The organism is Streptomyces sp. YJ-C3 (assembly GCF_053891275.1).
This window is the reverse complement of record NZ_CM132685.1, coordinates 2,815,475-2,834,279: the sequence shown is the minus strand read 5'-3', so window position 1 is coordinate 2,834,279 and position 18,805 is coordinate 2,815,475. Positions and strand designations below refer to the sequence as shown.

14 protein-coding genes are annotated in these 18,805 nt (G+C 71.0%); 9 read left to right on the top strand and 5 right to left on the bottom strand.

From position 1 onward, the window contains the following. Positions 1-147: 147 nt before the first annotated feature. Complete coding sequence (locus tag ACVHNB_RS12455; protein WP_428957483.1) at positions 148-939, top strand: aldo/keto reductase; 792 nt, start codon at positions 148-150, stop codon at positions 937-939. Positions 940-1,010: 71 nt separating this feature from the next. Here the strand turns inward: ACVHNB_RS12455 and ACVHNB_RS12450 are convergent, their stop codons facing one another. Together ACVHNB_RS12450 and ACVHNB_RS12445 are read right to left on the bottom strand one after the other, a co-directional pair. After that, a complete protein-coding gene (locus ACVHNB_RS12450; RefSeq protein WP_456228064.1) occupies positions 1,011-2,747 on the bottom strand; it encodes a glycoside hydrolase family 6 protein in 1,737 nt (578 codons plus the stop codon). A 46-nt stretch (positions 2,748-2,793) separates the two neighbouring features. Then, positions 2,794-4,275 (bottom strand): cellulase family glycosylhydrolase, encoded by a 1,482-nt coding sequence (locus tag ACVHNB_RS12445; protein ID WP_456228063.1) that lies wholly within the window; start codon positions 4,273-4,275, stop codon positions 2,794-2,796. A gap of 275 nt (positions 4,276-4,550) precedes the next feature. Between ACVHNB_RS12445 and ACVHNB_RS12440 the strand changes: the two genes are divergently transcribed. From ACVHNB_RS12440 to ACVHNB_RS12430, 3 genes are all read left to right on the top strand, one after another. Further along, the gene (locus ACVHNB_RS12440; RefSeq protein ID WP_456228062.1) at positions 4,551-7,454 is read left to right on the top strand and encodes a glycoside hydrolase family 48 protein; all 2,904 of its coding nucleotides are present in this window, start codon (positions 4,551-4,553) and stop codon (positions 7,452-7,454) included. A gap of 104 nt (positions 7,455-7,558) precedes the next feature. Further along, on the top strand, positions 7,559-10,216 hold the full coding sequence (locus tag ACVHNB_RS12435) for a cellulose binding domain-containing protein (protein ID WP_456228061.1): 2,658 nt from the start codon (positions 7,559-7,561) through the stop codon (positions 10,214-10,216). 137 nt (positions 10,217-10,353) lie between these two features. Continuing rightward, entirely contained in the window at positions 10,354-10,887 is a 534-nt protein-coding gene (locus tag ACVHNB_RS12430; protein WP_456228060.1) for a hypothetical protein, read from the top strand. A 190-nt stretch (positions 10,888-11,077) separates the two neighbouring features. Here ACVHNB_RS12430 and ACVHNB_RS12425 read toward each other — a convergent pair whose 3' ends face one another. Then, positions 11,078-12,952: a rhamnogalacturonan lyase gene (locus ACVHNB_RS12425; RefSeq protein ID WP_456228059.1), complete on the bottom strand. Its 1,875-nt coding sequence runs from the start codon at positions 12,950-12,952 to the stop codon at positions 11,078-11,080. A 66-nt stretch (positions 12,953-13,018) separates the two neighbouring features. Beyond that, the gene (locus ACVHNB_RS12420) at positions 13,019-13,987 is read right to left on the bottom strand and encodes a helix-turn-helix transcriptional regulator (RefSeq protein WP_456228058.1); all 969 of its coding nucleotides are present in this window, start codon (positions 13,985-13,987) and stop codon (positions 13,019-13,021) included. Between the two features lie 50 nt (positions 13,988-14,037). Here ACVHNB_RS12420 and ACVHNB_RS12415 point away from each other — a divergent pair, with 50 nt between their 5' ends. The 3 genes from ACVHNB_RS12415 (at position 14,038) to ACVHNB_RS12405 (ending at position 16,075) form a co-directional block, all read left to right on the top strand. Beyond that, entirely contained in the window at positions 14,038-14,517 is a 480-nt protein-coding gene (locus ACVHNB_RS12415; protein WP_428951304.1) for a hypothetical protein, read from the top strand. Next, on the top strand, positions 14,514-14,975 hold the full coding sequence (locus ACVHNB_RS12410) for a hypothetical protein (protein ID WP_428951305.1): 462 nt from the start codon (positions 14,514-14,516) through the stop codon (positions 14,973-14,975). Before ACVHNB_RS12415 ends, ACVHNB_RS12410 begins: the two co-directional genes overlap by 4 nt. A gap of 116 nt (positions 14,976-15,091) precedes the next feature. Continuing rightward, complete coding sequence (locus ACVHNB_RS12405) at positions 15,092-16,075, top strand: aldo/keto reductase (protein WP_456228057.1); 984 nt, start codon at positions 15,092-15,094, stop codon at positions 16,073-16,075. A 98-nt stretch (positions 16,076-16,173) separates the two neighbouring features. On the opposite strand, the gene ACVHNB_RS12400 is transcribed toward ACVHNB_RS12405, so the two are convergent. Next, complete coding sequence (locus ACVHNB_RS12400) at positions 16,174-16,479, bottom strand: 4a-hydroxytetrahydrobiopterin dehydratase (protein ID WP_428951307.1); 306 nt, start codon at positions 16,477-16,479, stop codon at positions 16,174-16,176. Between the two features lie 39 nt (positions 16,480-16,518). Between ACVHNB_RS12400 and ACVHNB_RS12395 the strand changes: the two genes are divergently transcribed. Both ACVHNB_RS12395 and ACVHNB_RS12390 read left to right on the top strand, forming a co-directional pair. Continuing rightward, positions 16,519-17,325, top strand: a complete 807-nt coding sequence (locus ACVHNB_RS12395) for a helix-turn-helix domain-containing protein (RefSeq protein WP_428951308.1) — start codon at positions 16,519-16,521, stop codon at positions 17,323-17,325. A gap of 43 nt (positions 17,326-17,368) precedes the next feature. Continuing rightward, entirely contained in the window at positions 17,369-18,793 is a 1,425-nt protein-coding gene (locus ACVHNB_RS12390; protein ID WP_456228056.1) for an aminotransferase-like domain-containing protein, read from the top strand. Positions 18,794-18,805: the final 12 nt, after the last annotated feature.

Here is an 18,805-nt window from a genome sequence, read left to right as displayed (position 1 = left end):
TGATTGTCCTCGTGCGCCTCGTGCCGGGCCCCCGACAGGAATGCGCGTACGCCCGTGATCGTTGACCATGGGAGTACCAACCGACGACTTAAGGATCGACACCTCGTGAGCAAGGTCCCCCCGATCATCCTGAACAACGGCGTCGAGATGCCGCAGCTCGGCTTTGGCGTGTGGCAGGTACCGGACGACGAGGCCGAGAAGGCTGTGGCGACGGCCCTGGAGGCCGGGTACCGCAGCATCGACACCGCGGCCATCTACGGCAACGAAGAGGGCACCGGCAAGGCGATCGCCGCGTCCGACGTGCGCCGCGACGAGCTCTTCGTCACGACGAAGCTGTGGAACGCCGACCAGGGCTACGACTCCACCCTGCGCGCCTTCGACACCTCGCTCGACAAGCTGGGCCTCGACTATGTGGATCTGTACCTGATCCACTGGCCGCTGCCCTCCCGGGACACGTACGTGGACACGTACAAGGCGTTCGAGAAGATCTACGCGGACGGCCGCGCCAAGGCCATCGGCGTCTCGAACTTCCTGCCCGAGCACCTGGACCGGCTGACCGCCGAGACGTCCGTCATCCCGGCGGTCAACCAGATCGAGCTGCACCCGCACCTCCAGCAGCGCGTCTCCCGCGAGAAGCACGCGGAGCTGGGCATCGCCACCGAGGCCTGGTCCCCGCTCGGCCAGGGCAAGGGCCTCCTCGAGGTCCCGGCGATCGTCGCGATCGCGCAGAAGCACGGCCGTACGCCCGCGCAGGTCGTCCTGCGCTGGCACGTCGAGCTGGGCAACGTGGTGATCCCCAAGTCCGTGACGCCGTCGCGGATCAAGGAGAACATCGACGTGTTCGGCTTCGAGCTGGACACCGAGGACCTCGGCGCGATCAGCGCCCTGAACGAGGACCGGCGCCTCGGCGGCGACCCGGCCACGTTCGACGTGGTCTGATTCCGTACGGCCGGGGCCGCCGGCGCGGGCACCTGCGGTGTCCGCGCCGGCGGCCTCGTGCACGAGGTCGGCTACAGCGCCGGGTAGGCGTTCTTCAGCAGTTCCTGGAACTGGGCCGAGAACCAGTGGCCGGACAGCGGCGCGTTCGGCAGCGCCCCGGACAGGTGGTTGTTGTTGCGCGGGTTACCGGTGTACGTCGGGTCGCACATGCGGTCGAAGCCCTTGCCCTCGTCGTTGTCGACGGCGGTGCTCGACCCGTCGGACTCGCCCGGCGGCTTCATCCACACGTAGGCGTCGATCCCGGTGGCGGGGTTGGCCTGCGGCCGCTCACCGAGGCCGGCACCGCTCTGGTTGCACCAGTTGCCGAGGTGGATGCGGCGGTCGTAGCGACCACCGTCCACGTACGTGTCGACCGTGGTCTTCGCACCCGGTCCGGCGGGCCGGGCGGCGCCGCCCCAGCCGTTGCGGGAGGTGTCGATCAGCATGCCGAGGTTCTGGTCGAAGCCGAGCGAGACCAGCTTGGTGCGCATGGCCTGGGCGTACGACAGCTCGTCGGTGTAGCGGTTCCAGTCGACCCACTTGGACTGGCGGACCGAGGTCCCGTTGACCGAGTCGTCGATCGTGAAGTTGTTCTCCTTGAGGGCACTGTAGTTGGCCGTGTTCACGATGAACCCGTGGACGTCGGACAGCTTCGCGCCGTTGCTGGAGGCGGTCGACTTGAACAGTTCGGCGGAGGCGCCGAAGTTGTCGTCCCAGCCGAGCCAGCCGTGGTGGCCGGCGTCGATGTAGTTGTAGACGTTCGGGATGTCGCCGAGCTTGTCGAGGGCGTAGCCGACGCCCTTCTGGTAGTTCCCGTTCGCCTTCATCACGTCGCAGTTGGGCGTGGCCGTGGGGCGCCCGCTGACGTTGGTGACGAGGTTGGGCAGCGAGTCGATCTCGATCGTCGTCACGATGCGCAGGCCCGCGTACTTGGGGTCGGCCAGGATCGCGGCGATCGGGTCGATGAAGTCGCTCTTGTACTTGTCGATGTCGGTCGGGCCGAGTTCGCCGTTGGAGGCGAGGGCGGCGCAGTCGCGGCCCGGCAGGTCGTAGATGACGAGCTGGACCACTTCTTCGCCGCTGCCCTTCTGGGTGAGGGCGTCGTCGAGGTGGTCGCGCAGGCCCATGCCGCCGTTCACGCCGCCGATGGCCGCGATGCGGTCGAGCCAGACGCCGGTGGGCTGGCTGGAGATCTTGCTGCCGCCGGGCTCGGCGTCGGCCTTGGCCTTCCACTCCGGGTTCACGTAGACCTTGGCGCCCGCGTACGGGTTGTCGACGCGGCCGCTCGGGTCGGTCGGGTCCGTGGGGTCGGTCGGGTCGGTCGGCCCGGTGTCCTCGTTGCAGGTGACGCCGTTCAGCTTGAACGCGGTCGGCAGGGCGTTGGTGCCGCTGTACGTGCCGTTGAAGCCGAACGAGGTCGAGCCGCCGGTGGCCAGGGTCCCGTTGTACGAGAGGCTCTTGGCGGTGACGGCGGTGCCGGACTGGGAGATGTCCGCGTTCCAGCCGCTACTGACCTTCTGGTTGCCCGCGAAGGACCAGGTGAGGTTCCAACTGCTCACCGCGGCACCGTTGTTGGTGACGCTGACGGAGGTGGTGAAGCCGGTGTCCCACTGGTTCTGCACCTTGTAGTCCACGGTGCAGGCGGCCGCGGCGGCGCTGTCGGGGGCGGCGACGGCGGTGCCGACACAGGCGGCGCCGGAGAGGACGAGCGCCGCGGCCAGCGCGGTACTGCCTCTGAGTCTGGTTCGGTCGGTACGAGTACGGCTCATGGTTGGGGGTGTCCCTTTCGGTGATGGGCGTACGTACGGCCAGGGGTTACTTGGTGACGGCTTGCAGGTGATCGCGCACGCCGACCCCGAAGGCGGTCGGCGTGCCGTCGTAGTTGCTGATCAGCGAGGGGCCCGAGGCGCAGTCCCAGGTGTTCCAGGTCCAGCCGAGGTACGACAGGTCGCGGTCGTCGAACCACTTCATGACCCGGTCGATGAAGCCGTGGGAGCAGGTGTTCTCGCCGATCTCCCCTGCCACCAGCGGTACTTGCGCCGCGACGGGCGCGAGCTGCTCGTCCCAGCAGCTCTCACTGGCGCAGGTGTTGAAGTTGTAGACGTGGTAGGCGGCGGCGATGTTGCCGGCCGGGTCCGACGGCTTGTGCTGCAGCCACTGGCGCAGGTCGTTGGAGTAGGCGAGGCCGCCGATCAGGATGAGGTTCCCGGCGCCCGCCGTGCGGATCGCGTCGACGAGATCCTGCATGCCCGCGACCTCGTAGCCGATGCCGGGGCAGGTGCCGCCGTCCTTCCAACAGGCCCACGCGTCGGAGACGTTGGAGGTCGCGCGGTCCGGGTACGGCTCGTTGAACAGGTCGAAGGTGACGGCCGGGTCGTCCTTGTAGGCACTGGCGACCGAGGACCAGAAGGCGGGCGTGTACTGGGCGTCCGGCATCGGCTTCTGGCAGGTGGCGTGGACGTCCGAGCAGCCGGCCGAGTTCCCCGTGTACTGGCCGTAGGACCAGTGCAGTTCGAGGATCGGCGTCATGCCGTGCGCCTTGACCTTGGTGACCAGGTCCTTGATGGCGGAGCGGTAGTTGGCACCTCCGTACTCGGGTTTGATGTTGTCGAGGCCGAGCCAGCACTCCTCGTTGAGCGGAATGCGGACGGTGTTCGCCTTCCAGTCGGCGATGGCCTTCACCGACGCGTCGTCGACGGGGCCGTCGAAGATCCCGTATCCCTGTACGCACATGAACTCGGCCCCGGAGCGGTTCACGCCGAGCATCCGGTGGGTGGCGCCGGAGTCGGCGTCGACGAGCTTGTTCCCGGACACCTTCAGGGCCGGGGCCTCGCCGTCACCGGGGTCCGTGGGATCGGTCGGATCCGTCGGGTCGGTGATGTCCTCGTTGCAGGTGACGCCGTTCAACTTGAAGGTTCTGGGCACCGTGTTGGCGCCCTTCCACGACCCGATGAACCCGGCGGACACGCTCCCGCCGGAGGCGAGCGCGCCGTTCCAGGACTCGTTGGCCGCGGTCACCGTCGTACCGGACTGGGACCACTTGGCGCTCCAGCCCTGGGTGACCTTCTGACCGTCGGCGAAGTCGAAGGACAGGCTCCAACTGTCCTTCGCGGCACCGTTGTTGGTGACCTTCACAGCGCCCTGGAAGCCGCTGTCCCACTGCCCGGTGACGGAGTACTCCACCGAGCAGGAGGGGGCGGCCGCGGACGCGGCGGAGGTCAGGGGGACGAGCGCGGCCGCCGAGACGGCGCACGCCACGAGCAGGGCGGGTAACGCATGGCGCGGGGGGTGTCGCATGAGCGACTCCTTGCAGCTCGGGCGCGACCGGCACGGGGCCGGCGCGTCGACTGATGGAATCGCTCCCACTGGTTGCTGGTGGACTGTAGAGAAGGAACTGCCGTCAAGCAACAGAGGCGTTGTCTTTTCTCTCTGTCGAATTAATTCGACCCTTCAAGACTCTTGACCCCCATTTCCCCCGTCCTCATTCTTGGGAGCGCTCCCACTGGTTCACAGGTTGTGACGCCACGTCACGGCCCACCCCCTCTCCCTGAGCCGCAAGGAGGAACCAGGGCATGCCCAAGAGACCGGCCCGGCGGTTGTGGACCGCTGTGACGGCCACCCTGGCACTACCGCTCGCCACCCTTGCCGCACTGCCAACTACCGCCGAGGCAGCGGCAGTTGAGTGCAGTGTCGACTACAAGACCAACGACTGGGGCTCCGGCTTCACGGCCGATCTGACGATCACCAACCGCGGCAGCGCGGCGATCGACGGCTGGAGCCTCACCTACAGCTACCAGGGCGACCAGAAACTGACCAATGGCTGGAACGCGACCTGGTCGCAATCCGGAAGAACGGTCACCGCGAAAAGCCTCGCGTACAACGCGAAGATCGCGGCAGGTGCCGCCACGACGGCAGGCGCGCAATTCACTTACAGTGGCGCGAATTCGGCGCCCACCGATTTCGCGATCAATGGCACGACGTGCGCGGGAGCCCATCAGCCGCCGGTCACGGTGCTCACCAGTCCGAAGGCCGGCGCGGTCTACTCGGCGGGCGATCCGGTGCCGCTCGCGGCGACCGCCGCCGCGGCCGACGGGGCGACCATCGGCAAGGTCGAGTTCTACGACGACACGACCCTGCTCGGCACGGACACGACCGCGCCGTACGAGCTCGGCGCGGACGGGCTGGCGGCCGGGACGCACTCCCTGTACGCGAAGGCGTACGACAGCCGGGGCACGGCCGGCGAGTCGACGCCGGTCGGGATCACGGTCGCGGCGGGACCGGCGGTGGTCGCCACTCCGGCCCAACTCGGCGTCCAGCAGGGTAAGTCCGGCACCTTCGACGTCAAGCTGTCGACGCAGCCGGCGTCGGACGTCACGGTCGCGGTGGCCCGCACGAGCGGCAACACCGGGCTGTCCGTCTCCTCCGGCGCGAGCCTGACCTTCACCCCGTCGAACTGGAGCACGGCCCAGAAGGTGACCGTCGCGGCCGACGCGTCCGGCACGGGCGCGGCCACCTTCACGGTCACGGCCCCCGGCCACACCAAGGCCGCGGTCACGGTGACCCAGCTCGCCGCCGCCAAGACGTACGACGCCCGCTTCCTCGACCTCTACGGGAAGATCACCGATCCGGCGAGCGGTTACTTCTCGCCGGAGGGCATCCCGTACCACTCGGTCGAGACACTGATCGTCGAGGCGCCGGACCAGGGCCACGAGACGACGTCGGAGGCGTACAGCTATCTCCTGTGGCTGCAGGCGATGTACGGCAAGGTCAGCGGTGACTGGTCGAAGTTCAACGGGGCGTGGGGCCTCATGGAGAAGTACATGATCCCCACGCACGCGGACCAGCCGACGAACTCCTTCTACAACGCCTCCAAGCCCGCGACGTACGCGCCCGAGCACGACCTGCCGTCCGAGTACCCGGCGAAGCTCGACCCGTCGGTCCCCGCCGGCAGCGACCCGATCGCGGCCGAGCTGAAGAGCGCCTACGGCACGGACGACGTCTACGGCATGCACTGGCTGCAGGACGTCGACAACACCTACGGCTACGGCAACGAGCCCGGGACGTGCGAGGCGGGTCCGACGGCGACCGGCCCGTCCTACATCAACACGTTCCAGCGCGGCGCGCAGGAGTCGGTGTGGGAGACGATCCCGCAGCCGACGTGCGACGCGTTCAAGTACGGCGGGAAGAACGGGTATTTGGACCTGTTCACCGGCGACTCCTCGTACGCGAAGCAGTGGAAGTTCACCAACGCGCCGGACGCCGACGCGCGGGCCGTGCAGGCCGCGTACTGGGCGGACGTGTGGGCCAAGGAGCAGGGCAAGGGCTCCGACGTCTCGGCGACCGTCGGCAAGGCCGCCAAGATGGGCGACTACCTGCGGTACTCGATGTACGACAAGTACTTCAAGAAGGTGGGCAACTGCGTCGGCCCGACGACGTGCCCGGCCGGCACCGGCAAGGACTCCTCGCAGTACCTGATGTCCTGGTACTACGCGTGGGGCGGCGCCACCGACACCTCGGCGGGCTGGGCCTGGCGGATCGGTTCGAGCCATACGCACGGCGGTTACCAGAACCCGCTCGCCGCGTACGCGCTCTCCTCGGCCGCCGACCTCAAGCCCAAGTCGGCCACGGGGCAGGCGGACTGGGCCAAGTCGCTGGACCGGCAGCTGGAGTTCTACCGCTGGCTGCAGTCGGACGAGGGCGCCATCGCGGGCGGCGCGACCAACAGCTGGCAGGGCCGCTACGCGACGCCGCCGGCCGGTACGCCGACCTTCTACGGGATGTTCTACGACGAGGCGCCGGTCTACCACGACCCGCCGTCGAACCAGTGGTTCGGCTTCCAGGCGTGGTCGATGGAGCGCGTCGCCGAGTACTACCAGCAGACGGGCGACGCCGACGCGAAGGCCGTCCTCGACAAGTGGGTCGACTGGGCCCTGTCCGAGACGACCGTCAACCCCGACGGCACCTTCCGGATCCCCGCCACGCTCCGGTGGTCGGGCGCCCCGGACACCTGGAACGCGTCACGTCCCGGTGCGAACGCGTCGCTTCACGTGACGGTGGCCGACTACACGAACGACGTCGGCGTCGCGGCGGCGTACGCGAAGACCCTCACGTACTACGCCGCCAAGTCCGGTGACACGGAGGCGAGGACGACGGCGAAGGCGCTGCTCGACGGCATGTGGGAGCACGATCAGGACGCGCTCGGCATCGCGGTGCCCGAGACGCGGGCCGACTACAGCCGCTTCGGCGACTCGGTCTACGTGCCCGGCGGCTGGACGGGCACGATGCCGAACGGCGACACGATCGATTCCTCGTCCACCTTCACCTCGCTGCGCTCCTTCTACAAGGACGACCCCAACTGGCCGAAGGTGGCGGCCTATCTGGCGGGCGGCGCGGCACCGACCTTCACGTATCACCGGTTCTGGGCCCAGGCGGACATCGCGCTCGCCATGGGTTCGTACGCGGAGTTGCTCGAATAACGCCCCGCCGTCGGCGGCTCCGTGCACATCGGGCCGGGCGGTCCCCCTCCCCGGGGCCCGCCCGGCCCTCTCCCCTGCTCCCCGCCTCCCTCCCTGGAGACCTCATGCGCAGACCCCGCCTGCCCGTGGCAGGTGTGCTCGCCCTCGTCGCGGGCCTGTTGACGTCCGGCGCGGCCACGGCGGGTGAGCCGCCGGCCGAGCCGCGGGTGTCGGTGGCCGCCGACACGTACACCTGGAAGAACGCCCGCATCGACGGCGGCGGCTTCGTGCCGGGCATCGTCTTCAACCGCGCCGAGAAGAACCTCGCCTACGCCCGCACCGACATCGGCGGCGCGTACCGCTGGGAGCAGGGCTCCAGGTCCTGGACCCCGCTGCTCGACTCGGTCGGCTGGGACGACTGGGGTCACACGGGTGTGGCCTCGCTCGCGACCGACCCGGTCGACCCCGACAGGGTGTACGCGGCCGTCGGCACGTACACGAACGACTGGGACCCCAACGGCGGAGCCGTCCTGCGCTCCGCGGACCGCGGCGCGACCTGGCGGAAGACCGACCTGCCCTTCAAGCTCGGCGGCAACATGCCGGGCCGCGGCATGGGCGAACGCCTCGCGGTCGACCCGCACGACAACAAGGTCCTGTACCTGGGCGCGCCCAGCGGCAAGGGGCTGTGGCGCTCGACCGACGCGGGCGTGACCTGGTCACAGGTCACGGCCTTCCCGAACCCCGGCAGCTACCGCCAGGACCCGTCCGACGCGTCGGGCTACGCCTCGGACAACCAGGGTGTGGTCTGGGTGACGTTCGACGAGTCGACGGGCTCGGGCACCTCCCCGACCCGGACGGTCTACGTCGGTGTGGCCGACCAGGACAACGCGGTCTACCGCTCGACGGACGCGGGGGCGACGTGGGAGCGGGTGGCGGGCCAGCCCACCGGGTACCTCGCCCACAAGGGCGTGCTGGACGCGGAGAACGGCTACCTCTATCTCGCGTACAGCGACAAGGGCGGCCCGTACGACGGCGGCAAGGGCCAGGTGTGGCGGTACGCGACACGCACCGGCGAGTGGAAGAACATCAGCCCGGCCGCGGAGGCGGACACGTACTACGGCTTCAGCGGTCTGACGGTCGACCGGCAGCACCCGGGCACGGTCATGGTCTCCGGGTACAGCTCCTGGTGGCCGGACACGCTGATCTTCCGCTCGACGGACAGCGGCGGCACGTGGACGAAGGCCTGGGACTACTCGTCGTACCCGAACCGCACGAACCGCTACACCATGGACGTCTCCTCCGTGCCGTGGCTGACGTGGGGCGCGAACCCGGCCCCGCCGGAGCAGACGCCGAAGCTGGGCTGGATGACGGAGGCGCTCGAGATCGACCCGTTCGACTCGGACCGGATGATGTACGGGACGGGCGCGACGGTCTACGGAACCGAGGACCTGGGCCGGTGGGACGCGGGCAGAACGGTCTCGATCACCCCCATGGTGAAGGGACTTGAAGAGACGGCGGTCAACGACCTGGCGTCACCGCCCTCCGGCGCGCCGCTGCTGAGCGCGCTCGGCGACATCGGCGGTTTCCGCCACCAGGACCTGACGAAGGTCCCCCCGATGATGTTCACGAGCCCGAACTTCACGACCACGACGAGTCTGGACTTCGCGGAGTCGAAGCCGGACGCGGTGGTGCGCGTCGGGAACGTCGACTCGGGCGCCCACATCGCGTTCTCGAACGACAACGGCGCCACCTGGTATGCGGGCGGCGACCCTTCGGGGGTGACGGGCGGCGGCACGGTCGCGGTGTCGGCGGACGGCGCCCGCTCCGTGTGGAGCCCGGAGGGCGCGGGCGTGCAGACGGGCTCGGGGTCGTCGTGGACGGCGTCGAGCGGGGTGCCGGCGGGTGCGACCGTGGAGTCGGACCGGGTGGACGCGAAGACCTTCTACGCCTTCAAGTCGGGTACTTTCTATGCGAGTTCGGACGGCGGGGCGACGTTCACGGCCAAGGCGTCGAGCGGGCTGCCGGCCGACGGCTCGGTGCGGTTCAAGGCGGTGCCGGGCGCGCGGGGCGACATCTGGCTGGCGGGCGGCTCGACGGAGGGCGCGTACGGCCTGTGGCACTCGACGGACGGCGGCGCCACGTTCACCAAGCTGTCGAACGTCGCGCAGGCGGACACGATCGGCTTCGGCAAGGCGGCACCGGGCGCGGCCCACCAGACCTTGTTCACCAGCGCGAAGATCGGCGGGGTGCGGGGCATCTTCCGCTCCACGGACGCCGGGACGAGCTGGACCCGGATCAACGACGATGCGCACCAGTGGGGTTGGACGGGCGCGGCGATCACGGGTGACCCGCGGGTCTACGGCCGGGTCTACGTGTCGACGAACGGGCGGGGCGTCGTCTACGGGGACACGGCGGACGCCCCCGCGCCGGGCGACGGGGGCGGCGACGGCGGTTCCGGCACGGCCGCCTGCGCGGTCACGTACAAGGTCACCCATGAGTGGCCGGGCGGTTTCCAGGCGGAGGTGACGGTGACGAACACGGGGGCGTCCGCCTGGGACGGCTGGTCGCTGGGCTGGGCCTTCCCCGACGGCCAGAGGGTGACGCAGGCGTGGAACGCGGAGGCGGGCCAGTCGGGTGCGGCGGTCACGGCGCGGAACGTGGGCTGGAACGGGAGGGTGGCGGCCGGGAGTTCGGTGTCCTTCGGCTTCACCGGGAGCCGGTCGTCGGCGAACGGGGCACCGGCTTCGTTCAGCGTCGACGGGAAGGAGTGCGCGAAACGCTGAGACCTGAGATCCGGGACCCGCGAACGGAGAGCCGAGGGCCATGAGATCACGAAGCCATCACCTCTCCTTCGCTTCATATTCACATTCACTCGAATCGCCATAGGCTCTCTCCCTCACCATCCGCACAGGGGGACACCATGGCCAACCCGTACACGCCCGCACCTTCGCCCCGCCCCGAGCCCCGCACCACGCCCAGATGGGCGCGCAAGCGCCTCGTGCTCCCCGCGATAGGCATCGCCTTCGCCCTGGGCGCGGGCCTCGGCGCGGCCGGTGACGGCGGCAAGGACGCGGGCAGCACGACGGTGGCGGCGGAGCGGACGCGGCCGACCGCCACCGTCACCACGACGGCGACAGCGACGGCGACGGTGACGAAGTCGGCCACGCCCGAGCCCGCGCCGACCGTGACCGCGACGGAGACCGTCAAGGTCAAGGTCACCGTCACCCCGAAGCCGGCCGCGGGCTCGGGCTCCGGGTCGGGCTCCACGAGTGGGGGTGGCGGTGGCAGCGCGAGCAGATCCGGAACGTGCTCGATCGTCTCGAACGCCGGCAACTGCTACTCGGCCGGCCAGTTCTGCCGCACCAGCGACCACGGCGCCGCCACGACCACCGCGAGCGGGGCGGGGATCACCTGCCGGTACAGCTCTCATGCCTGGCGCTGGACCTACAGCTGACGCAGCCGCCGACCGGTGACATGCGGCTGCCGCCGAAGCGCCCTCGCATCGGCGGCAGCAGCTTCCCGCGCAGATCGGATGGGGAGGTCCGATCCCTCACGACACCTCTTCGCCCGCTGCCCGTACGGAGGATGCGTCAGCGGCAAAGGACTTCACGACACTTGCGTCGCCGGTGTCGAGGAGCGCGACCTCACGGCGTCGCGATCGTCGGTCGCGGCGCTGTCGGCATGCCGTCGCCGATGAAGAAGCTCGGGTGCGGGGGCTGGTTGTAGGCGGTGTTCTGCCAGGCCAGGGCCGTGCGGTACTGCGTGTCGTGGAGGAGTGTCGTGATGCGGGTGCTCGTGACGTCCGGGGTCGAGTAGATCCGCAGCGCCGTGTTGTCCGTCGTGGGCCAGACGACCTCTTCGCGCCAGTCGCCGAGGAGGTCGCCGGACAGCGACGGGGTCGCCTTGGTGCTGTTGTTGGAGTGGACGCCCGAGCCGGTCAGGAGGCGGGTGTCGGACGACGTGCCGTACTTGTCGATGTGGGTGCCGTCGAGGAGTTCGCGGGTGGTGTCGCCGTCCCACCAGGACAGGAAGTTGGTGGAGGACGGCTTGCGGGAGGCGACGACCGTGCCCTTGGGGCCGCGGATGCCGGACTCCGCCGACGACCAGGACTCGGCGCCCGCGCTGCCGGACCAGATGTCGCCGGCGACGCCGCGGCCGTTGTCGCCGTTCGCGGGCGTGGACCAGATGACGGCGCCGGTCCTCGCGTCGGCCAGCCAGGACGACGGTTTGGAGCTGTCCTCGTCGACCTTGAACTCCTCCAGGCCCGGCCGGGACGGGTCGAGGTCGCCGACGTGCATCGCGTCGCCGTGCCCGTTCTTCGTCGTCCACAGGCCGGAGCCGTTGTCGTCGACGGCCATCGCGCCGTAGACGATCTCGTCCTTGCCGTCGCCGTCGACGTCCGCGACCGAGAGCTGGTGGTTGCCCTGGCCGTCGTAGCCCTTGCCGCTGTTGGTGGAGGAGTTGGTGTCGAAGGTCCAGCGGCGGGTGAACTTCCCGTCGCGCCAGTCCCACGCCGCGATCACGGTCCGCGTGTAGTAGCCGCGCGCCATGATCAGGGAGGGGCGGGCTCCGTCGAGATAGGCCGTGCCGGCGAGGAACCGGTCGACGCGGTTGCCGTACGAGTCGCCCCACGAGGAGACCGTGCCGCGCGCCGGGACGTAGTCGACGGAGCCCATCGCGGCCCCCGTCCGCCCGTCGAACATCGTCAGGTACTCGGGGCCCGACAGCACGTAACCGCTGGAGTTGCGATGGTCCGCGGACGAGCTGCCGATGACCTTGCCCTGGCCGTCGGCCGTGCCGTCCGCCGTCTTCATGGCGACCTCGGCCCTGCCGTCGCCGTCGTAGTCGTACACCTGGAACTGCGTGTAGTGCGCGCCCGAGCGGATGTTCCTGCCCAGGTCGACGCGCCACAGCCGGGTGCCGTCCAGCTTCACGGCGTCGACGACCGTGTTGCCGGTGTAGCCGGACTGCGAGTTGTCCTTGGCGTTCGTGGGCTGCCACTTGAGGACGAACTCGAGGACGCCGTCGCCGTCGAGGTCGCCGACCGACGCGTCGTTGGCCTCGTAGGTGTAGGCGACCCCGTCGGGGGTGGTGCCGCCGGCGGGCGGCGTGATCGGTACGTCCTTGTAGCCGGTGCGGAACTGGATCGCGTGGGCCGAGTCGGCCTGCTCGGTGCCGTTGACGATCGCGCGGACCGTGTAGTCGGCGGAGCTCGGGGCGCCGGAGTGGAAGAAGTTCGTGGCGGCGGTCACCGGGGACGCGTTGACCTTGGTGCCGGCCCGGTAGACGTTGAAGGCGACGTCGTCCGGGTCGGTGCCGAGCCAGCGCCAGCTGACCAGGTTGCCGGCGTCGGTGTGCACGCTGACCAGGCCGCGGTCGAGTCTCTCGGCCTGCCGCGCGGTGGCCGCGGACGCGTCGTCGCCGGGCAGGAAGGTGAGCCCGGCGGCGGCGAGGGCCGCGGCCGTGGTGGTGGCGAGCAGCAGCCGTCGGGGTCTGCGATGGAGGCGGGGACGGGGCATGAGCTGGCTCCTGGGGGTCGGAACGTGCGGGTGGGTCACGCCCCGTCAGTTGCCGCCGCACGTGCGTCAGTTGCCGCACCGGTACAACTTCGCCAGCGCCGCCCCGGTGGCCGCGATCCGCTCGCGCAGCTCGGCGGGTTCCAGGACCTCGATGTCCGCGCCGAGCGGCAGGAAGGTGTCGTGGGCGTGGCCGATCGACTCGATGGGCAGCCGGGCGCGGGTCCAGCCGTCGGGTTCGGTGCGGGCGGTGGCCCGGGCGGCGCGGGCGGCCGGGCCGGTGAGCCGGTCGGCGGCGCCGGGCGCGAGGCGCACGACCGCCTCTCCCGTGTGCAGCCGCCGGTGGAAGTCCGCCTGGTACGCCGTCCAGTACGCGGCGAGGTCGAAGCCCTCGGGAGGGGTGAACTCTTCTTCCGTGGTGTCGAGTTGAAGGATCTGGTCGACGCGGTACGCGCGCGGGCCGCCGGTGCCGGCCGAGGCGACGACGTACCAGCGGCCGGCCTTGAGCACGAGGCCGTACGGCTCCAGCCTCCGCTCCACGTCGGTCGGTTCGCGCCACCGGCGGTACGTGACCCGCAGGGCGCGCCGGTTCCACACGGCGGCGGCCACCGCGGGCAGGTGCTCGGCCGCCGCGTCGTCCGCGTACCAGCCGGGCGCGTCGAGGTGGAACCGGGAGCTGATCCGGTCGGCGTGCGCGCGCAGCTCGGCCGGCAGCGCGGCCCGCACCTTCAGCTGCGCCGCGGCCAGCACGGGGCCGAGCCCGAGGTCGGCGGCGGGACCGGGGGCGCCCGCGAGGAAGAGGGCCTCGACCTCGTCGACGGTCAGGCCGGTGAGACGGGTGCGGTACCCGTCGAGCAGGCGGTAGCCGCCGGCATGGCCCGCGTCGCCGTACAGCGGCACCCCGGCGGCCTGCAGCGCCTCGACGTCCCGGTAGACGGTGCGGACGGAGACCTCCAGCTCGGCGGCGAGCCGGGCGGCGGTCATCGGGCCCCCGGTCTGCAGCAGGAGCAGGATCGAGACGAGTCGGCTGGATTTCACGGGAACATCACTGACACAGGATGTCAGTGAAGCGCCCTTAGCGTCCCGCCATGGCCTTCGAGGAGAAACTGCTGACGGTGCCGCCGCCCATCGAGGTGGCGGGCCGTCGCGTCAAGCGCTACCACGTGACCGACGATCCCCGGGGCATCGCGCCCGAGGTGGCCGAGGCGGCGTACGCGCTGCTTCCGTCGCTGCTGCCGGAGCCGGACGGCACCCCGCCCGCCACGTTCGTCGTGCTGCACCGGGGCGGCGACGACGGCGCGTATCTCAACGCGTACAGCTGGGTGTGGGACAACGTCCTGCACTTCCGGGGCGCCGCCGCGGGCCAGCCGGCGCTCGGCTGCCCGGACCGCGACCCGGCCCGCTTCGTGCTGCCGGAGCGGCCCTGGATCGGCTGCGTGTGGGAGCTGGCGCCGATCCTGCACGAACGGGACGCCTGGGTCCGGCACATGCTGGCGGTCGAGCGGCCCGACCTCGACGCCTATGTGCACGACAGCCTGCCCGAGGGCACGACCGGAGGACGTTCATGAGCGGCGCGCACGACTTCGACTTCTTCGCCGGCGAGTGGGACGTCGCCCATCGGCGGCGGCTCGACTTCCTCGACCCGGACAGCGGCTGGGAGGAGTTCGGCGCGACGAGCCGGTGCCGGCAGCTCTTCGGCGGGGCCGCGAACATCGACGAGCTCCACGTGCCGGAGCAGGGCTGGACCGGGCTCACGCTGCGGCTGTTCGACCCGGTGACCCGGCAGTGGTCGCTGCACTGGTCCACCGACCGCACCGGGCGGCTCTCTCCGCCGGTCAGCGGCCGATTCACGGACGGACGCGGCGAGTTCGTGGGCGACGACACGCACGACGGCAAGGACGTGCGGGTCCGCTTCGTCTGGTCGGGGATCTCGGCGCACACGGCGCACTGGGAGCAGGCTTTCTCGCTCGACGACGGGCGGACGTGGCTGACGAACTGGACGATGGCCTTCACCCGGACCGCCTGAATCCCCTTCCGCGGGTCCGCGGGACGCGCTTGACTTCGCGTGCGCTTCAACACGTTGACTCCCTCTCACAGCCCGGCCGCGCCCGGCGGCCGGGTCCCGTGAGGGGGGATCTCCGTATGAAGTACCGCACCATCGGCACGAACCCGGCGACGCGCCGCGAGGTCAGCGTGCTCAGCCTGGGCGCCATGCTGTTCGGCACGCTCACCGACGAGAAGACGTCGTTCGCGATTCTCGACCGGTACGTCGAGGCGGGCGGCACGTTCGTCGACACGTCGGACAACTACGCGTACTGGCAGACCGGAAGCGTCGGCGGCGAGAGCGAGACGGTGCTCGGCAACTGGCGGCACAGCCGCGGCATCGGCGACGAGATCGTGATCGCCACCAAGCTGGGGGCGGCGCCCCTCGCGCCGGGGACGGGGTTCGTCGACAACGCGGAGGGGCTGTCGGCCTCCGCGATCCGGAAGGCCGTGGCGGGCAGCCGGGCCCGGCTCGGCATGGAGCGCCTCGACGTGCTGTACGCGCACATTCCCGACCCGAAGATAGAACTCACCGAAACGGTAAGGGAGTTCGGGGCGCTGGTGGCGGAGGGCACGGTCGGTCTTCTCGGCGTCTCCAACCACTGGGCGTGGCAGGTGGAGCGGGCCCGGGCCATCGCGCGGGCGGAGGGGATCGCCGGGTACGAGGTGCTCCAGTACCAGCACAGCTATCTGCGGCACCGGACGGATCTGCCGAGCCAGTTGTCGCCGGACGGGGAGCTCGGCACGGCCGACGGAAACTTGCTCAGCATGGTCCGGGCGGAGCGGGATCTCGCGCTGGTCGCGTACTCGCCGCTGCTCGGCGGGGCGTACGTACGTGACGACAAGCCGTTGAGCGCGGGGCACGACCACGGCAGCCGGAAGGCGCGGACAGCAGCGCTGCGCGACGTCGCGAAGTCCTGCGGGGCCACGGTCAACCAGGTCGTGCTGGCCTGGATGATCGGGGCCGAGGTCCCGGCGATCCCGCTGGTCGGGGCGTCCTCGGTGGCGCAGATCGAGGAGAGCCTGGCCGCGGTCGACCTGGAGCTGACCGAGGACGAGCGGGCCCGGCTGAACGCGGTGTGATCAGCGCCGGGCCCTCCATGGCCGTACCCGGGCGGCGGAAGGACGAGACCGTGTCCGCGGGCGTCCGGCGCGGGACCCAGTCACGCCCGGAACGCGACTCAGTCCGCCTGATGACCGGGCGCCAACTCCTCGACCTTGCGGGCCAGTTCGAAGTCCTTCGCGGTCACGGCACCGCCCGCGTCGTGGGTGTGCACCGCGAGGCTGACCGTGTTGTAGCCGAGGGTGAGGTCCGAGTGGTGGTTCAGCTCCTCCTGGGTCTGGGCGATGTGCACGACGAGGGCGGTCGCCGCGAAGTGCGTGCCCAGGCGGTAGGTGCGCGTGATGCGGTCGCCGTCGAGTGACCAGCCGGGGAGCTCGGCGAGGCGGTCCTCGATCTCCTTCTGCGAGAGGGGTTCTGTAGGCATGCCTCCAGCGTGCCATCACCACCGGGTTACGGTCTTCCCATGACGACTGCGGCGCGCAAGAACCCCTCCGAAGTGGGCCGTCTGCTGCGCGGCTGGCGCGAGCAGCGGCGGGTCAGCCAGCTGGAGCTCGCGCTGCGGGCGGACTCGTCGGCGCGGCACATCAGTTTCGTGGAGACGGGGCGTTCGCGGCCGAGCGAGGAACTGGTCCTGCGGCTCGCCGAGCACCTCGACGTGCCGATGCGGGAGCGCAACGCCCTGCTGCTGGCGGCGGGTTACGCGCCGCGGTTCACGCAGACCCCGCTGGACGATCCGTCGATGGGCGCCCTGCGCGAGGGTCTTGAGCGGCTGCTGCGCGGCTACGAACCGTATCCGGCGCTGATCGTCGACGCGACGTACACCGTGGTCTCGGCGAACCAGGGCCTCGCGGCGCTGCTGGCGTCGCTGCCCGAGGAGCTGCTCGTGCCGCCGCTGAACGCGATGCGGCTGACCCTGCACCCGCGGGGACTCGCGCCTCGGATCCGCAATCTGCGCGAGTGGCGCGGGCATCTGCTGGCGCAGATGGAGCGGCAGATCGCACTGGCGCGTTCGGAGGCGCTGCGCGAGCTGTACGAGGAGGTGGCGGCGTATCCGGTCCCGCCGGACGCGGGGGGTGCCGAGCCGGCGGAGCCGGTGCCCTATTTCGCGCTGCCGATGGTGATCGAGCACGACGGGCACGTGCTGTCGTTCGTGTCGTCGATCTCGACGTTCAACACGCCGATGGACGTGACGGTCGCCGAGCTGGCCATCGAGACACTGCTCCCGGCCGACCCGGCGACGGCCAAGTACTTGCGGTCCGGGGCCGGCTGAACCCGCGCCGCCGTACGGTCACGACATACGTGAAGATGTCGGTATGAGCCGAATTGCCGTACCGCGTCTGTCCCGGCTGCTCACGGGCTGGGCGGCGGACGGTCCGGGCGCCCTGCCGCGGCGCCTCGCGACGGCGCTCGCGGAACTGGCCGACCGCGGCGACCTGCCGCCCGGGACGGTGCTGCCGTCGCAGCGGGAGCTGGCCGCGGTGCTCGGGGTCAGCCGCTCCACGGTGACGGCGGCCTACGCGATCCTGGAGGGCGACGGCCGCCTGGAGAGCCGGCGGGGCAGCGGCTCGCGGCTGCGCGGACCGGGCGCGCCGGACCGGCGGGGCGGCGAGGGCCGCCTGGCGAGCTTCGACTTCCGCTCCGGCATGCTGGACCTGTCGAGCGGGGCGCTGCCCGGTCTGCCGCTGGTGGCGGACGCCCTCGCGGCGCTGCGCCCCGCCGATCTGCACGGGCCGCTGGCCACCGACGGCTACCACCCGCACGGCCTCCCGGAGCTGCGGGAGGGCATCGCCGCGTCCTACCGGTCGGCCGGTCTGCCCACGGCGGCCGAGCAGATCCTGGTCACCACCGGTTCGCAGCAGGCGGTGTGGCTGATCGCGCAGGCCCTGGTCGAGCCCGGCGACACGGTCGTCGTGGAGAACCCGACGTACCGGGGCGCCCTGGAAGCGCTGCGGGCGCGGGGCGCGCGCCTCGTCCCGGTGGGCGGGGACCGGCCCGGCGCGGGCCGCGACGGCGCGGACGTCGAGGCGCTGCGCGCGCTGCTGCGCACGAGCCTGCGGCCGCGTCTGGTCTACCTCCAGCCGTCGGCGCACAACCCGACGGGCCGCTCGTGGGACAGCGCCGCCCGGCAGGCCTGGTCGACGACGCTGACGGAGCACGGCCTGGTCGCGGTCGAGGACAGCTCGTGCGCCGAGCTCTCGCTGTCCGGTGACGACGCGGCGCCGCCCGTGCCGCTGCCCGCCTCGGACTTCACGATCGGCACCTTCTCGAAGCTGTTCTGGGGCGGCCTGCGCATCGGCTGGGTGCGGGCGTCACCGACGGCCGTGGCCCGCCTGGGCGGCATCAAGAAGGCGATCGACCTGTCCTGCCCGGTCCTCGACCAGCTCCTCGCGGTACGGCTCCTCGCCCGCCTCCCCGAAGCCCGTGCCGCACGCCGCGCCGCCCTGCGCGGCCGGCTGGCGACCGCGCAGGCCCTGGTGCGCGAGCTGGCCCCGGACTGGGTGTGGGACCGGCCCTCGGGCGGCACCGCGCTGTGGGTGCGCGTGCCCGACGCGGACACGGAGGCGCTGGCGCAACTGGCGCGGCGCCGGGGCGTGGCGGTGGTCCCGGGGCCGGCGTTCTCGGCGGTGGACGGGTTCCGGGACCGGCTGCGGGTGCCGTTCGCGCACGGGCCGGGCATGCTGGAAGCCGCCTTGCCGGTGCTGCGGGAGTGCGCGGAGCGTTCCGTGCCCCGCCCATGAAGCACCCGTACG